A 15,017-nucleotide genomic window follows, 5' to 3' on the forward strand; every position below is an offset into this window, starting at 1 on the left:
GCGTATGACCGAATACGTGACCGTCACCTCCGACGCGCCCGATGCGCGCACCGGCGCCATCAAGCTCCACGGCCCCGCCGCCTTCGCCGGCATGCACAAGGCGGGCAGGCTCGCCGCCGAAACGCTCGACATGCTCGTCCCGCACATGGTGCCGGGCGTCAGCACCGCGGAGCTCGACCGACTGATCTACGACTTCGTACTGGCCGGCGGCGGCGTGCCTGCGACGCTCGGTTATCGCGGCTACACGCATTCGACCTGCATCTCGATCAACCATGTCGTCTGCCACGGCATCCCGTCCGAAAAGACGTTGAAGTCCGGCGACATCGTCAACGTCGACGTCACCCCGATCGTCGATGGATGGCATGGCGACTCGAGCCGCATGTACCTGATCGGCGACGTGCCGCTGAAGGCGCGGCGGCTGGTCGAGGTCACCTACGAATGCCTGATGCTCGGCATCAAGCAGGCGAAACCCGGCAACCACATGGGAGACGTCGCCCACGCGATCCAGCGACACGCGGAAAAGCACCGCTACGGCGTCGTGCGTGATTTCTGCGGTCACGGCGTGGGTCGCCTGTTTCACGACGCCCCGGAAGTCGTCCATGTCGGCCGCCCCGGTACCGGCCCGGAACTGCGGCCCGGCATGATCTTCACGATCGAACCGATGATCAACATCGGCCGCCCCGACGTGAAGCTGCTCGACGACGGCTGGACCGCCGTGACGCGCGACCGCTCGCTGTCGGCGCAGTTCGAACACTCGATCGGCATCACCGACGACGGCTGCGAGATTTTCACCATGTCGCCCCGGGGCTATCCCCAGCCGCCTTACGATTGACGACCTAACTGGCGGCCGTCTGCGGGGAGAGCGGCCGGTGGAGCACGAAGCGGCTGCCATTCCAGATCGCGATGACGTAATCGCTGGCCGTGCCATATTCCAGAACGTCACCCGCATCGCAGACGTAGCGCGATACGGACGCCGCTTGGCACGCGGCCCCGCGCGCTTCGCGGCTGACCTTCTTGAACTTGAAGTTCTCGACCGGAGTGACGCCGCGTTGCACCGGCTCGACATCCCCCGTCGCGCGATACATCACGATGTTGTAGGCCTCTCCCTTGCGCTCAAGCCGTACCCGATCCATCCGTCCGTCGCGGTCGAAATCGCCCATGATCGTGGCGTTCGGCATGGTTACCGCGGCGAGCAAAGCAATCGAAAACATCCCGACCTCCCCTTTTGACCTGCGGATGATAGCAGTCGGCCGAACGGAAGCAATCGGATCGACACCGTCCTTGATGTCGATTGGCGAGCGGGTGGGGTGACGCCTTCGCCCCACCCCGCTACAGCCCACTCCATGACCCAGATCACGCCCGAGATCGTCGCCGAGCACGGCCTGTCCACCGAGGAATATGACCGCGTGCTGCACGCGCTCGGGCGGGAGCCGAACCTCGTCGAACTGGGCATCTTCTCGGTGATGTGGTCAGAGCATTGCAGCTACAAATCCAGCCGCATCCACCTGAAGAAGCTGCCGACCACCGGGCCGCGCGTGATCTGCGGGCCGGGCGAGAACGCCGGGGTCGTCGATATCGGCGACAATCAGGCCGCGATCTTCAAGATGGAGTCGCATAATCACCCCTCCTACATCGAACCCTATCAGGGCGCGGCGACGGGCGTGGGCGGTATCCTGCGCGACGTGTTCACGATGGGCGCGCGGCCGATCGCCAACATGAACGCGCTGCGCTTCGGCCGGCCCGACCACCCGAAGATGCGCCACCTGATCGCGGGCGTCGTCCATGGCATCGGTGGCTACGGCAATTGCGTCGGCGTACCGACCGTGGGCGGCGAGGTGAACTTCCATGCCGCCTATGACGGCAACATCCTCGTCAACGCGATGACGGTCGGGATCGCCGATCAGGACAAGATCTTCTATTCGGCCGCATCCGGCATCGGCAACCCGATCGTCTATGTCGGGTCGAAGACCGGCCGCGACGGCATCCACGGCGCGACGATGGCGTCCGCCGATTTCGGCGACGATGCCGACGCCAAGCGCCCGACCGTGCAGGTCGGCGACCCCTTCACGGAAAAGCTGCTGATCGAGGCCTGCCTCGAACTGATGGCCACCGACGTGATCGTCGCGATTCAGGACATGGGTGCCGCCGGCCTCACCTCCTCCTCGGTCGAGATGGCGTCGAAGGGCGGCGTCGGCATCGAACTGGTGATGGACGACGTCCCCCAGCGCGAGACCGGCATGACGCCCTACGAGATGATGCTCTCCGAATCGCAGGAGCGCATGCTGATGGTCCTGAAGCCCGGCCGCGAGGCCGAGGCGGAGGCGATCTTCCGCAAGTGGGAACTCGACTTCGCCGTCATCGGCCGCGTCACCGACACCGGCCGCATGGTCCTGACGTTCAAGGGTGAGACCGTGTGCGACATCCCGCTCGGACCCCTCGCCGACGAGGCGCCGCTCTACGATCGTCCGCACGTTCCGACGCCGAAGCCCGGGCCGCTGGAAACCGTACCGGGGTGCAAGGACATCGCGGCAGACCTGACAACTTTGATGGGCTCGCCCGACATCGCGTCGCGCCGCTGGATCTGGGAGCAGTACGACCACATGGTCGGCGCCGACACCGTGCAGCGCCCCGGTGGCGATGCGGCCGTCGTCCGCGTCCACGGAACGGACAAGGCGCTGGCGATCACCACCGACTGCACCCCGCGTTATTGCTTCGCCGACCCGGTCGAGGGCGGCAAACAGGCGGTCGCGGAGGCGTGGCGCAACATCACGGCGGTCGGCGGCAACCCGCTGGCGGTTACTAACTGCCTGAACTTCGCCAACCCGCAACGCCCGGAGATCATGGGCCAGATCGTCGGCTGTCTGGAGGGGATGAGCGACGCCTGCCGCGCGCTCGACTTCCCGATCGTGTCCGGCAACGTCTCGCTCTACAACGAATCCAAGGCGACCGGCGGTGGCTCGGCGATCCTGCCGACGCCGGCGATCGGCGCGATCGGCCTGCTCGCGGACTGGCAGAAGAACGTGACGATCGCATTCAAGGGCACCGGTGACATCGTCCTTGTGGTCGGTACGCGTGGCGGCCATCTCGGCCAGTCGCTGTGGCTGCGCGAGGTGCATGGCCGCGAGGAAGGCCCGCCCCCGCCCGTCGATCTTGCGGCGGAACGCCGCACCGGCGACTTCATTCGCGCGCGGATCGAGGCGGGTCAGGTCACCGCCTGTCACGACGTGTCGGACGGTGGGGTCGCCGTGGCCGTGGCGGAAATGGCGCTGGCCAGCGGCATCGGCGCGATGATCGACCGCAAGCAGCCGTTCGACTGCGCGCGCAGTTTCTTCGCGGAAGACCAGGGCGTCTACATCGTCACCGTCCACGATCCCGCCCTGCTCGATTTCCTGGCAGAGGCGCATGCCGCCGATGTCGAGGTCGAACCGCTCGGCCGTACCGGCGGCAAGCGCCTGATCTTCGAGCGTCCCGATCGCGACGACGTGGTCGCACTCGACGCATTGCGAACCGCGCATGAGGGCTTTTTTCCGGCCCTGATGGGAACCGATGCTGCTTTGGCGTGATGCCGGTCCGGACCGATATCGCGCCGCGCTGCGTCAAATCGGGACGGCATCCAGATTTCATGATTGGAAACGGTAAATCTCCTGTTAAGGATTGGCAGCAGGCAAGTCGAAATCGGCTTTAGCCCGCGAAACGGGGGAAATATCTTGAAGAACGTCATTCTCGGCGCGCTCGGCGCGTCCGTGGCCCTGACCATGGCGGTGCAGGCCAACGCCGGTTCGCTGCGCGCCGTTTCGGCACCGATGATCGTCGGCCAGACCTCGACCGCCACCCTCGTCGGCGGCGGCGATCCGCGCTATTTCGCGAACGCAGCGCGGTACAACGGTGTCGTGTCGCTCATCATGGAAACCTCGGGCGGGTCCTTCATCTGCTCGGGCTCGCTGCTCGCCGACCGTCGCTCGATCGTGACGGCCGCGCACTGCGTCAGCGGCGGTAACGGAACGCCCACCCCGATCAAGACGACCGCCTATTTTTACGGCGGTATCGATCCGGACGTTGTCCCCAGCTCAAGCACGCTCGCGACCAGCGTCAGCGTCGCGTCCTATTTCGTCAACTCGGGCTACACCGGCCAGGTCATCGATGAGAATGACATCGCGGTCCTCCGCCTGTCCGACCTCGCTCCCAGCTTCGCGAAGAGCTACGGCCTGTTCACCGGCGACCTGACTGGTCAGGACTTCAACGTCGCCGGCTTCGGCCGTCGTTCGGACACCGGCGGATCGGTGGGTGCCAACCTGAACCCCGGCCGTCGTCGTCAGGGCGACAACAAGTTCGACTACGCGATCGGCGACCCCGCCTTCAACGGCCAGTTCGAAGGCGCGTTTGGCGGGACCGCCGCCAAGAGCAAGATCATGCTGGCGGACTTCGACAACGGTCTCGCTTCGCAGGATAGCGGATGCCGGATCGCCGTCGCACTGGGCGCGGGCAACGGGTTCTGCGATACCGGCCGCGGTGCGATGGAAGTGATGATCGCCGGTGGAGACTCGGGCGGCCCGAGCTTCGTGAACGGCCGGATCGCAACGGTCACGTCGTTCATCTCGTCGTTCGGCATGAACTTCGGCGACGTCGACAACGCGCTGAACAATAGCTGGGGTGAACTGGGCGGTTTCGTCCCCGTCAGCATCCACCAGACATTCATTCGTCGCTCGATGGTCGGCGGCACCGTGCCGGAACCCGCGACCTGGGCTATGATGATGCTCGGTGGCGGCGCGGTCGGCGGTTCGCTTCGTCGCCGCCGTCGCACGACGGTGACCTTCGCCTGATATCGACGTCGCGGACCGGCATTTCGCCGGTCCGCGGTTCGTCATGCCCCGGCGGAGACGCCGCGACGGCCAAAGCCGCCGCCCATGGGCCTGCGGACCGCCGTCGCCACCACGGGACTGGCTTCCCGCTCCAGCAGCGTCAGCGTCTCCTCGAACAAGGGGCGCAATCGGGCGACCGGCGCCAACGCCTCTTCCGGGGTGTCCTGCGCCTCGACACAGTCGCGGCCGATGTTCTCGATCTTCTCGGCCAGCATGCCCAGTGGCTCCGCGCCGAACTGCCGCGACTCACCCTTCAGCGTGTGCGCGGGAATGACCAGTGCTGCGGCGTTGTTCGCACGCATCGCGGCTTCGATCGCGATGACCGACTTAACGCCGTCCTCCCGAAAATAGCCAAGAATGCGGACGAAGCCCGTACCCAGTTCCGACCGCGCCTGATTGTAGGCGGCCCAGTCGACCAAACTGCTGCCCTCGAACGACACGTTGCGCACTTTCTGTTGGTGAACCCGAACCGCTCTCTAGCGGAAACGCGTAAACCAATAGTTGCCTCGTGCCATTTTCATTTCACGGGTCGAAAGGATTTTTAGGCGCGCGCAGGCTCAGCCGCACCGGCACGGCTCCAAAGCCGAGATCCTTCCGCATCGAATTGACCAGATAGCGTTCGTAACTGGCAGGCAGTTGATCGACGCGCGTGCCGAAGATCACGAAGCTGGGCGGCCGAGTTTTCACCTGCGTCACGTACCGCATCTTGATCCGCTTGCCGCCCGCGGCGGGGGGCGGATTGGCCTCGATCGCACGTTCGAACCAGCGGTTGAGCTCGCCCGTGCCGACCCGCTTCGACCACGCATCGCGCGCCTCGAACGCCGCGCCGATCATCTGGTCGATGCCCCGGCCGGTGGCACCCGATACCGTGACGACGGTCACGCCCTTCACCTGGCTCAACCCGTCCTCCAGCGCGCGCTTGACGCCGTTGAACAGCGACGACGCATTCTCGGCCACATCCCATTTGTTGAGAGCGATGATGAGCGCCCGCCCCTCCTCCAGAACACGGTCCGCGATCCGCAGATCCTGCGCCTCCAGCCCCAGTGTCGCGTCGAGGAGCAGCACGACGACCTCCGCGAAATCGACCGCATGCAGGGCATCGGCAACCGACAGCTTTTCCAGCTTGTCCTGCACCTTGGCGCGCTTGCGCATGCCCGCGGTGTCGATCAATCGCACCGGATGCTCGCCGCCGCCGGGTGGATGCCAGACCCAGTCGATCGCGATCGAATCCCGCGTGATGCCGGCCTCCGGCCCGGTAATGAGGCGATCCTGCCCCAATATGCGGTTGATGAGCGTCGACTTGCCCGCATTTGGTCGACCGACGATCGCCAGTTTCAGCGGCGCGTCGGGACGATCGTCGTCCTCCTCGTCCGCCGCCGTCTCGGCGCCCTCGATCAGCGGCAACAGGGATTCGAAGAGATCGGCGACGCCTTCGCCGTGCTCGGCCGACAGCTGAACCGGGTATCCGAATCCGAGGCTGAGTGACTCCAGGATACCCTGCTCGCCGCTGCGTCCTTCGGCCTTGTTCGCGACCAGAATCACAGGGGTGCTCGACTGGCGCAGCCACCGGCTGATCTCCTCGTCCAGCGGGACGATGCCGGCTCGGGAATCGAACAGGAACAGTGCGACGTCGGCTTGGGCCACGGCCGCCTCGGTCTGCAACCGCATGCGGCCGGGCAATGTCTGCGCGTCGTGATCCTCATACCCTGCGGTGTCGATGACGCGGAAATCCATGCCCAGCAGGTGCGCGTCGCCCTCCCGCCGGTCGCGCGTCACGCCCGGCCGGTCGTCGACCAGCGCAAGCTTCTTGCCGACGAGGCGATTGAACAAAGTCGACTTGCCGACATTGGGTCGGCCGACGATCGCGACCACGGGGAGTTTTGGCATGACCCGTGCCGTAGCGGAGGTGGGGGTCCGCTAAAACCCCCCGCATCACCCTAGCGGAACGCCGACACGCGCCCCTTCTGGTCCACCGTGTAGACGGTCGAGTTCGCGACGATCGGCGGCAGCGAGAACGGCGTGCCGGTTTCGATCGTCTGCCCGACCGCACCATCGGTCGGCGAGACGAACACAAGCTGCCCGCGCGAATTGGTCAACGCCAGCCGATCGCCCGCCAATACCGGCCCGAACCACGTGATCGGCCCGGACCGCTTCTTGATGTTGCGGAAGCGTGGCAACTGCGCCAACCACCGCGCCTTGCCGCTGGCCCGCGACAGGCATGCCAACCGCGCGTCATCGGTGACCACGAACAGCCACTCACCCGCGATCCACGGCGTCGAGATGCCGGCTAGGTTCTGCTCCCACAGCCGCTGCCCGGTCGCCAGTTCCAGCGCGACCATGCGCCCACCCTGCCCGACCGCATAGACGCGCCCACCCTCGATGACGGGTTCCGCGTCGATGTCCGCCAGACTCGACACCGACGTGGTGATCGACGTGCGCGACAGGGCGTCCTGCCACAACACGCGGCCATTCTCGTATCGATAGGCGCTCAATTCGCCTGATGAGAAGCCCGCGACGACCGATCCCTGGCTCGCTGACGGCGCGGCGACGCCGAATACGCCCTGCGTCTCCAGCGTTCCCGCCTGCACCCACTGCACCTTGCCGTCCGTCTGGCTCAGCGAGAAGATCTGGTTGTCCTGCGTGATGACATAGACGTTGCCGTTGGCGATCGTCGGGCTGCCGCGCAACGGTCCGCCGGGCTTCGACCGCCACAATTCCCTCCCGTCCGCCGCGTTCAGCGCGACGACGTCGCCCAATCCGTCCGTGGCGTAAAGCTTCGCCTCGTCGTAGCTGACGCCGCCGCCGAACCGCGCCGTGCGGTTTTCCTCGTTTGCCGTGATCTTCTGCGACCACAATACCGCGCCGCTCTGCGCATCGAACGCGTGCACCACGGCGGCGACGTCGATCACGAACAGCTTGCCCTCGGCCACCACCGGCGTCGCCGCCAGTCGTTCGCGATTGGAGCCGCCGTTGATCGTCGCCTGCCACACCCGGTTCGGGTTCGCTGCCAGCGCCAGATGCCCCATCGACTTGGCCGCATTGCCACCCGGTTGCGTCCACGTCTCGTTCGCCGTTGCCGCCGGCAGAGCGACCGCCACGTCCGCCATGGTCGGATCGGTCCGGACGTCGTTCTCCGACGTCAGGATCGGCACCCTCTCACCCAGCGTTGGCGTCTTCTTGGCGCCGCCGCCGGAAAAGATGCCGCACGCGCTCAGTGCGGTCAGCGCCAGCAGCAGGGCCGGCGCGCGAAAGGACTTCATCATCGGGCTTCCTGGTTTGCGGCCGCGCCAGCGGGAGCGGGAACGGCGTCGACGCCCATCGCGCCCGCCATCTGAACGGCGCGTTGACGCAGGGATTCGGGCACGCCGTCGTCCCGCGCGATCTGGGCGAACAGCTGACCCGCCAGGTCGCGGCGGCCGGTACGCAGGTGGCTGATCGCGACCATCTCGCCCGCGCTGCCCAGGAACGCGCTGCCCGGTACAGCCAGCGGCCGCAGCCGCTCGATGACGACCTGCGGCTTCAACGTGTCGAACTCGGCGCTGGTCTGGCGGACGAGCGCGAGATCGCGGAACGGCTTACCCAGCGACGTATCGCCCGCAACCTCCGCGAACTTGGCAGCGGCACCCTTCAGGTCGTTCTTCTGCAACAGGATATCCGCCTGCGTATACTTCGCCAGCGCGCGATATCCGGCACGTCCCTCGGTCGCCAGCGTCGCCAGCGTCGGCTGCGCGCCGGCGACGTTGCCTGCGCCCAGCGCCTCGAACGCCTGCGACAACTGCACGCCCTGCTCGCCAGCGGCTTCGGTCTGGCGATGCTGCCAGTACAGGAACCCTCCGAACGCCGCGATCGCCAGCACCAGCGCTACGGCGGCGAGCTTGCCCCAGCGGGTCCAGAAATCGGTCAGCCGGTCGCGCCGGACGCCTTCGTCGACTTCGCGGAGAAAGGCTTCGTTATCGTGCGGCGAGAGGGGCAAGCAGCGGCTCCAGAAAGTCGGGACAGGTTGATCGCGCGCCATAGCCGGGGACGCGCGCAAGGGGAAGCGGCGGATGAACCTCGATCAGGAACCGCACTCATTCCTTCGGCGCATAGACCTGCTCCGGCCCGGGAAACGCCCGCGACCGGACATCCACGGCGAAGGCCGCCGCCGCGTCGCCGATCCGCGTCGCCAGATCGTCGTACCGCTTCACGAAGCGCGGCACCCGGTCGAACAGGCCCAGCATGTCCTCGCCGACCAGCACCTGGCCGTCGCATTGCGCCGAGGCACCGATGCCGATCGTCGGACAGTCCACCGCCCGCGTGATCGCGACAGCGATCGGCTCGACCACGCCCTCGATCACGATCGCGAACGCGCCGGCCTCTGCCACCGCCACGGCGTCCGCGACGATCTTCGCCGCCTCCGCCTCGGTCCGGCCGCGCGCGCCGTAGCCGCCCAGCACGTTCACCGCCTGCGGCGTCAGCCCGACATGTCCCATAACGGGAATCCCGCGTTCGGTCAGGAAGCGCACGGTCGGCGCCATCGCCTCCCCGCCCTCCAGCTTCACCGCCGCCGCGCCGGTTTCCTTGAGAAGCCGCGCCGCGCTGGCGAACGCCTGTTCGGGCGACGCCTCGTAGCTGCCGAACGGCATGTCGATGACGACGACCGCGTGATAGCTGCCCCGCACCACCGCCGCCCCGTGCGCCGCCATCATCTCCAGCGTCACCGGCACCGTCGACGGCAATCCGTAGACCACCTGCCCCAGACTGTCCCCGACCAGCAGCATGTCGCAATGCGGATCGAGCAACTGCGCCGTCCGCACCGTATAGGCCGTCAGCATCACCAGCGGCTCCGCCCCCTTCCGCCGCCGGATGGCCGGCACCGTCAGGCGTTTGATCGGCGCGGGCGTGGGGTTGGCGCGGCTGGTCGCCGTATCGAGCGTGTAGGTCGTGGACATGGTCCGCGGTGTAGCGCCGCCGCCTCAGCCGATCCAGCCACGCCGCGCGGCCATGCCGGCAAGCCATAGCTGCAAGACGGCGATCGCGACGATGACGATCGGAAAGCCCATCGCCAGCGGAACGCCTTTGACCACGACGATGTCGGTCGCCAGGAACATCCAGCCGAACATCACCACGACCCCGACCAGCGAAACGGCGAACACCGGCCGCGCCAGCGCCGACCCCAGCAACAGCATCGCCGCACCGACCAGCCCCGTACCCACCGCGATCAGGTACACCCAGTCATACCAGCCCGGCAGGCTGGCGTAGAGCGCGCGGTCATACGCGGTCGCCGGCCCCATCGCCTCCGCCCCGAGCCGCATCTGCTGCACCCACGCCAACACGCCCATCGCGCCCCACAGGATCAGCACGACGGCCAGGGTGCGGAACCACAAGGGCGTTTTCGTCCAGCCAGCCATTGATTCCCCCGATTTTCCAAGGTGCGATGCTGCGCCTACCGCAGTCGTTACGCAAGCGGCTCAACCCAACCGTTCGCTGTAAGCCTCCGTATCGAACCCTACGAGCAGCACGTCGCCCGCTTCGACCACCGGCCGCCGGATCGCCGACGGGTGCGCGATCATCAGCGCAGTGGCCTTGTCCGCGTCCAGATCGCCCCGCTCCGCCTCCGGCAATTTGCGAAACGTCGTCCCGTTGCGGTTGAGCAGCTTCTCCCACCCCAGCCGCTCAACCCATCCCGCCAGCCGCTCCGCATCGACGCCGGCCGTCTTGTAGTCGTGGAACGCAAAGGGGGTCCCGTTAGCATTGAGCCACGCCCGCGCCTTCTTCACCGTGTCGCAGTTGCGGATGCCGTACATCGTGATCGTCATCGTAATTCCTTCATCTCGGCGGCTGCTTCGCCGCCCCGCTGTGTCGTGCCATCCCGACCCGGCCGCCGGCATTGCCAGGGCGAACATCAGACTGCTCGCCGCCATGGCCGCGCACCTAGCGTTCACACACGACGGGGGCCTGTAAATTTCTTGATCCCTGACGGGCAACGCGCATGACGCGAAACCCTCACACCACCATCCTGAATCATAGCGCCCCGCTCCCACCCGCGCTATTCTGCCGGTCATGACCACGCATCCGTTCTACGCCCTTCATCGCCAGCGTATGGTTCGGGTCGCCGCGGCGACGCCGCCGGCCAGCGTCGGTGATGCCCCTGCCAACGCGGCGGCGGCGATCGCGCTCGCGCGGACCGCGCATGACCGCGGCGTCGACCTCGTCGTGTTTCCGGAACTGAACCTCACAAGCTACGCGATCGACGATTTGCACCTGCAATCCGCGCAACAAAGCGCGTCGCTGGCGGCGATCGTCGCGGTGCGCGATGCCAGCCGCGACCTGAAGCCCGTGCTGATCGTCGGTGCCGCGATCGAGCGGGCCGGTCGCCTGTACAACTGCGCCGTCGTCATCGCGCGCGGTCGCATCCTTGGCGTGGTGCCGAAAACCTTCCTGCCCAACTACCGCGAATATTACGAAAAACGCTGGTTCGTCAGCGGCGCTGGCCTCCACGGGCTGACGATCGCAATCGGCGGAGAGGACGTGCCGTTCGGCGTCGACCTGCTCTTCGCCGCCACCGACCTGCCCTTCTTCACCTTCCATGCGGAAATCTGCGAGGATTACTGGGCACCCACCCCGCCCTCCACCGCCGGTGCGCTGGCGGGGGCGCTGATCTGCTGCAACCTGTCCGCCAGCAACATCGTCATCGGCAAGGCGCGGGAGCGGGCGATGCTCGCCGCGGCGCAGTCGGCGCGCGCAGTCTGCGCCTATGTCTATTCCGCCGCTGGACCGGGCGAGAGCACGACCGACCTGTCATGGGACGGTCAGGGGCTGGTCTACGAACTCGGCGAACTGCTCGCCGGGTCGACCCGCTTCGGCCATGACCCCGAACTTGCCGTCGCCGATATCGATGCGGAGCGGCTGTTGCAGGAGCGGACGCGGTTCGGCACCTTCAACGACGCCGCCGTCTTCGCCGGCCATCCGGAAACCCGCTTCCGCCGCATCGCCTTCATGCACGGCGACGATGCGCGCGACACCGGCCTCGAGCGCGATGTCCGCCGCTTCCCCTTCGTCCCCAACGATCCCGACAAGCGCGACGCCGACTGTTACGAGGCGTTCAACATCCAGGTCGAGGGACTGGCGAAGCGCCTGTCCGCGACGGGATCGAAGACGCTGGTGATCGGCGTGTCCGGCGGCCTCGATTCGACGCACGCGCTGATCGTCGCGGCAAAGGCGATGGACCGGCTCGGCCGCCCGCGTTCCGACATCCTCGGCTTCACCATGCCCGGCTTCGCCACCGGCGAGGGTACGAAGGCGCATGCCTGGGCGCTGATGCGCGCGCTCGGCATCGTGGCGGACGAGATCGACATCCGCCCCGCCGCCACACAGATGTTGAAAGATATGGATCATCCGTTCGGACGCGGCGAGCCGGTCTATGACGTGACGTTCGAGAATGTCCAGGCCGGCCTGCGTACCGATTATCTCTTCCGCCTCGCCAACCAGCGCGGCGGGCTGGTGCTGGGCACCGGCGACCTCAGCGAGCTGGCGCTCGGCTGGTGCACATATGGCGTCGGCGATCACATGAGTCATTATGCGGTCAATGCCGGGGTGCCGAAGACGCTGATCCAGTTCCTGATCCGCTGGTGCATCCGCGACGGCCAGTATGACGAGGCCACGAATCAGGTCCTTGCCGGGATCCTCGCGCAGGAGATCAGCCCCGAACTCGTCCCGGCGGGAGAGGACGGCGCGCTGCAATCGACCGAGTCGAAGATCGGGCCCTATGCACTCAACGACTTCTTCGCGCATTACGTGCTTCGCCACGGCCTTGCTCCGTCGAAGATCGCCTTCCTCGCCTGGCATGCGTGGCGGGATGCGGACTCCGGCCGCTGGCCCGCCGACTTTCCGGAGGATGCGCGCGTCGCCTACGATCTGCCGGCGATCCGCTTCTGGCTGGAAAAGTTCCTCGACCGCTTCTTCCGCACCAGCCAGTTCAAGCGGTCGGCATTGCCCAACGGGCCGAAGGTATCGTCGGGCGGCGCGGTCAGCCCGCGAGGCGATTGGCGCGCGCCGTCCGACGGCACCGCCCGCGTCTGGCTGGAGGAACTCGCCACCAACTGTCCGAAATGAAAGGTTTTCGCGATAGCGACGAATCGTTAACGATTGGTCGATTGTTACCAATTCGCCACGTTGCCAAATGTTCCTGGCTGGAGCATGTGAAAATCCTATGACAGTGCCTCCACCGGACGGGTCGCGCGATCGCCGGATCGAGGACCCATCCAATCTCTGGTTGATCCACCCCACCGGGCGCCTGCTGCTGCCCTGGGCGGTTCGCCGCGGCATTTCCGCGAATTCCGTGTCGGTGGCGGGCCTCGCCCTCGGGGCCGCGGCGGCGCTCAGCTATGCGCAGTTCGACCGGCCGTTCTTCGAACTCCTTGGACTGGTGCTGTCGATCGGCTGGCTGATCGCGGACGGTCTGGACGGCATGGTCGCGCGCGCGACCGGCACGTCGAGCGCGCTGGGCCGGATGCTCGACGGGCTGTGCGACCACGGCGTCTTCGCACTGATCTATGTCTCGCTTGCCTTCACTGTCGGCACGGTCGAGGGTTGGGCGCTCGCCGTCGCTGCCGGTGTCGCCCACGCGGTGCAATCGAGCCTGTACGAGGGGGAGCGCGCCCGCTTCCACCGCCGCATTCGGGGTGTAGCGCGCGTAGCCTCCCCGGCGGCGGAGGGTAACGCGCTCGTCCGCTTCTATGACTGGTTCGCCAGCGTGCCCGACCGTATGGCCGGCGCGTTCGAACGCGATCTTGCGGGCAGCACCGATCCGGTCGCCCTCGGCCGCCGCTATGGCGACGCGGCCGTTGCGCCGATGAGGTTGTTGTCGCTCGAAACCGCAAACATGCGGGTGCTGGCGATTTTCGTGGCATGCCTTATGGGCGACCCGCGTCTTTTCTGGTGGTTCGAGATCGCACCGCTCTCATTCGTCGCGATCGCCGGCCTTGCCTGGCATCGCCGGGTGGAGTGGACGTTCCGGACCCACAACTCTCCTGCCGCGACCGAGGCGTCGGCGGCACAGTATCTTGTCAAGGAACAGGGACAATAATGGGCACTATCCGTATCGCGATCGTCGGGATCGGCAACTGCGCCAGCTCGCTCGTGCAGGGCCTGGAATATTATCGTGAGGGCACGAACGATGCCGTGGGGCTGATGCACTGGGAAGTCGGCGGCTATAAGCCGAGTGATATCAAGGTCGTCGCCGCGTGGGACGTCGACCAGCGCAAGGTCGGCAAGGACGTGGCGGAGGCGGTGTTCGCCAAGCCGAACTGCACCGCCGTGTTCGCTGCGAACCTGCCCGCCACCGGCACGATCGTGAAGATGGGCGCGGTGCTGGACGGCGTCGCCGAGCACATGGCCGACTTCAAGGACGATCGCACCTTCATCGTCGCCAACGACACGCAGCCGACCAAGGAACAGGTCATCGCGGAGCTGAAGGCGTCGGGCGCGGACGTGCTGATGAACTACCTCCCCGTCGGCAGCCAGGAGGCGACCGAATTCTACGCCGAATGCGCGATCGAGGCCGGCGTCGCCTTCGTCAACAACATCCCCGTCTTCATCGCGTCGAACCCGGTCTGGGCGAAGCGGTTCGAGGATGCCGGCGTGCCGATCGTCGGTGACGACATCAAGGCGCAGCTTGGCGCGACGATCGTCCACCGCGTGCTGACCGACCTGTTCGCGAAGCGCGGCGTGAAGCTGGATCGGACGTACCAGCTCAACACCGGCGGCAACACCGACTTCCTGAACATGTCGAACCACCGCCGTCTGGCGTCGAAGAAGATCAGCAAGACGGAGGCGGTGCAGTCCGTCGCCGCCGAGCGTCTGGACGACGACAACGTGCATATCGGCCCCAGCGACTATGTGCCGTGGCAGAACGATAACAAGGTCTGCTTCCTGCGCATGGAAGGCCAGCTGTTCGGCGGCGTGCCGATGAACCTGGAACTGCGCCTGTCGGTCGAGGATTCGCCCAACTCCGCGGGCGTCGCGATCGACATGATCCGTTGCGCCAAGATCGCGGTCGATCGCGGCATCGGTGGCGTCATCGACCCCGCCTCGGCCTATTTTTGCAAGCATCCGCGCACGCAGATGACCGACGACATCGCCCAGATCGAGGTCGAGAAGTTCATCGCGGCCGCGTGA

The 15,017-nt window shown here is 66.6% G+C and carries 14 protein-coding genes; 6 read left to right on the top strand and 8 right to left on the bottom strand.

Going from position 1 to position 15,017, the window contains the following annotated elements:
* The first annotated feature begins 4 nt into the window (after positions 1–4).
* Positions 5–832, top strand: coding sequence for a type I methionyl aminopeptidase (gene map, locus ASG07_RS07340; RefSeq protein WP_055843874.1), 828 nt, complete (start codon positions 5–7; stop codon positions 830–832).
* 4 nt (positions 833–836) lie between these two features.
* Here map and ASG07_RS07345 read toward each other — a convergent pair whose 3' ends face one another.
* Entirely contained in the window at positions 837–1,211 is a 375-nt protein-coding gene (locus tag ASG07_RS07345) for a hypothetical protein (RefSeq protein WP_055843876.1), read from the bottom strand.
* A gap of 132 nt (positions 1,212–1,343) precedes the next feature.
* Here ASG07_RS07345 and purL point away from each other — a divergent pair, with 132 nt between their 5' ends.
* Both purL and ASG07_RS07355 read left to right on the top strand, forming a co-directional pair.
* Complete coding sequence (gene purL, locus ASG07_RS07350) at positions 1,344–3,563, top strand: phosphoribosylformylglycinamidine synthase subunit PurL (RefSeq protein WP_055843878.1); 2,220 nt, start codon at positions 1,344–1,346, stop codon at positions 3,561–3,563.
* A gap of 144 nt (positions 3,564–3,707) precedes the next feature.
* The gene (locus ASG07_RS07355; protein ID WP_055843881.1) at positions 3,708–4,820 is read left to right on the top strand and encodes a trypsin-like serine protease; all 1,113 of its coding nucleotides are present in this window, start codon (positions 3,708–3,710) and stop codon (positions 4,818–4,820) included.
* A gap of 41 nt (positions 4,821–4,861) precedes the next feature.
* Here the strand turns inward: ASG07_RS07355 and ASG07_RS07360 are convergent, their stop codons facing one another.
* From ASG07_RS07360 to ASG07_RS07390, 7 genes are all read right to left on the bottom strand, one after another.
* A complete protein-coding gene (locus tag ASG07_RS07360) occupies positions 4,862–5,299 on the bottom strand; it encodes an Hpt domain-containing protein (RefSeq protein ID WP_055844037.1) in 438 nt (145 codons plus the stop codon).
* An 82-nt stretch (positions 5,300–5,381) separates the two neighbouring features.
* The gene (gene der / locus ASG07_RS07365; RefSeq protein ID WP_055843883.1) at positions 5,382–6,746 is read right to left on the bottom strand and encodes a ribosome biogenesis GTPase Der; all 1,365 of its coding nucleotides are present in this window, start codon (positions 6,744–6,746) and stop codon (positions 5,382–5,384) included.
* Between the two features lie 50 nt (positions 6,747–6,796).
* Positions 6,797–8,122, bottom strand: a complete 1,326-nt coding sequence (locus tag ASG07_RS07370; RefSeq protein ID WP_055843884.1) for an outer membrane protein assembly factor BamB family protein — start codon at positions 8,120–8,122, stop codon at positions 6,797–6,799.
* Entirely contained in the window at positions 8,119–8,832 is a 714-nt protein-coding gene (locus ASG07_RS07375; protein WP_055843886.1) for a tetratricopeptide repeat protein, read from the bottom strand. The genes ASG07_RS07370 and ASG07_RS07375 overlap by 4 nt, the downstream gene beginning before the upstream one ends.
* A 97-nt stretch (positions 8,833–8,929) precedes the next feature.
* Complete coding sequence (panB, locus tag ASG07_RS07380; RefSeq protein WP_055843888.1) at positions 8,930–9,790, bottom strand: 3-methyl-2-oxobutanoate hydroxymethyltransferase; 861 nt, start codon at positions 9,788–9,790, stop codon at positions 8,930–8,932.
* A 24-nt stretch (positions 9,791–9,814) separates the two neighbouring features.
* A complete protein-coding gene (locus tag ASG07_RS07385) occupies positions 9,815–10,249 on the bottom strand; it encodes a hypothetical protein (protein ID WP_236694582.1) in 435 nt (144 codons plus the stop codon).
* Between the two features lie 60 nt (positions 10,250–10,309).
* Entirely contained in the window at positions 10,310–10,657 is a 348-nt protein-coding gene (locus ASG07_RS07390; RefSeq protein ID WP_055843890.1) for an ArsC family reductase, read from the bottom strand.
* A gap of 244 nt (positions 10,658–10,901) precedes the next feature.
* Here ASG07_RS07390 and ASG07_RS07395 point away from each other — a divergent pair, with 244 nt between their 5' ends.
* The 3 genes from ASG07_RS07395 to ASG07_RS07405 all read left to right on the top strand — a co-directional run bounded on the left by ASG07_RS07395 (position 10,902) and on the right by ASG07_RS07405 (position 15,017).
* Positions 10,902–12,953 carry an NAD(+) synthase gene (locus ASG07_RS07395; protein WP_055843893.1) on the top strand — a complete coding sequence of 684 codons (2,052 nt, stop codon included), beginning with the start codon at positions 10,902–10,904 and terminating at the stop codon, positions 12,951–12,953.
* 97 nt (positions 12,954–13,050) lie between these two features.
* Positions 13,051–13,926 (top strand): CDP-alcohol phosphatidyltransferase family protein, encoded by an 876-nt coding sequence (locus ASG07_RS07400; RefSeq protein WP_082474598.1) that lies wholly within the window; start codon positions 13,051–13,053, stop codon positions 13,924–13,926.
* Positions 13,926–15,017 (top strand): inositol-3-phosphate synthase, encoded by a 1,092-nt coding sequence (locus ASG07_RS07405; protein WP_055843898.1) that lies wholly within the window; start codon positions 13,926–13,928, stop codon positions 15,015–15,017. Before ASG07_RS07400 ends, ASG07_RS07405 begins: the two co-directional genes overlap by 1 nt.

This window comes from Sphingomonas sp. Leaf343, assembly GCF_001423765.1.
Classification (GTDB): Bacteria; Pseudomonadota; Alphaproteobacteria; order Sphingomonadales; family Sphingomonadaceae; genus Sphingomonas.

Coding starts and splice junctions, on each gene's coding strand:
- ASG07_RS07385 (WP_236694582.1), bottom strand. CDS start 10,249: ATGGCTGGCTGGACGAAAACGCCCTTGTGGTTCCGCACCCTGGCCGTC.
- ASG07_RS07390 (WP_055843890.1), bottom strand. CDS start 10,657: ATGACGATCACGATGTACGGCATCCGCAACTGCGACACGGTGAAGAAG.
- ASG07_RS07395 (WP_055843893.1), top strand. CDS start 10,902: ATGACCACGCATCCGTTCTACGCCCTTCATCGCCAGCGTATGGTTCGG.
- ASG07_RS07400 (WP_082474598.1), top strand. CDS start 13,051: ATGACAGTGCCTCCACCGGACGGGTCGCGCGATCGCCGGATCGAGGAC.
- ASG07_RS07345 (WP_055843876.1), bottom strand. CDS start 1,211: ATGTTTTCGATTGCTTTGCTCGCCGCGGTAACCATGCCGAACGCCACG.
- ASG07_RS07370 (WP_055843884.1), bottom strand. CDS start 8,122: ATGATGAAGTCCTTTCGCGCGCCGGCCCTGCTGCTGGCGCTGACCGCA.
- ASG07_RS07405 (WP_055843898.1), top strand. CDS start 13,926: ATGGGCACTATCCGTATCGCGATCGTCGGGATCGGCAACTGCGCCAGC.
- purL (WP_055843878.1), top strand. CDS start 1,344: ATGACCCAGATCACGCCCGAGATCGTCGCCGAGCACGGCCTGTCCACC.
- panB (WP_055843888.1), bottom strand. CDS start 9,790: ATGTCCACGACCTACACGCTCGATACGGCGACCAGCCGCGCCAACCCC.
- map (WP_055843874.1), top strand. CDS start 5: ATGACCGAATACGTGACCGTCACCTCCGACGCGCCCGATGCGCGCACC.
- der (WP_055843883.1), bottom strand. CDS start 6,746: ATGCCAAAACTCCCCGTGGTCGCGATCGTCGGCCGACCCAATGTCGGC.